We start from the raw sequence: 291 nt of genomic DNA, 5'->3' as shown, positions 1-291 counted from the left end.
CTTCGATAATGCCGGTGATGTCTGCGATTTTCCGCGCGTTCGATTCGATGCGCGCCATCGTGTCGCTCACGCGCCCGATCGCGCCGTTGCCGTCGTTCGCCGCAGCAGACGCCTCGCCGGCAATGGTATGCGCCTGCTGCGCGCGGGTCGCGTTCTGCCGTACTGTGCCGGTCAGTTCGGTCATGCTTGCAGCGGTTTGTTCGAGCGAGGCGGCCTGCTCCTCCGTGCGCGACGACAGATCTAGTGTGCCCGCTGCGATTTCCGCGGTCGCAGCGCTAATCAATTGGCTGC

Annotated in this window: 1 pseudogene; it reads right to left on the bottom strand. The window is 64.6% G+C overall.

Annotation, left to right across the window (positions count from 1 at the left end):
* Positions 1-291: pseudogene (locus EN824_RS34605) on the bottom strand (methyl-accepting chemotaxis protein); the annotation flags it as partial.

The sequence above is a fragment of the Mesorhizobium sp. M8A.F.Ca.ET.181.01.1.1 genome (assembly GCF_004792025.1).
GTDB lineage: Bacteria > Pseudomonadota > Alphaproteobacteria > Rhizobiales > Rhizobiaceae > Mesorhizobium.
The sequence above is the reverse complement of the archived record's forward strand: the minus strand, read 5'-3'. Positions and strand labels throughout refer to the sequence as shown.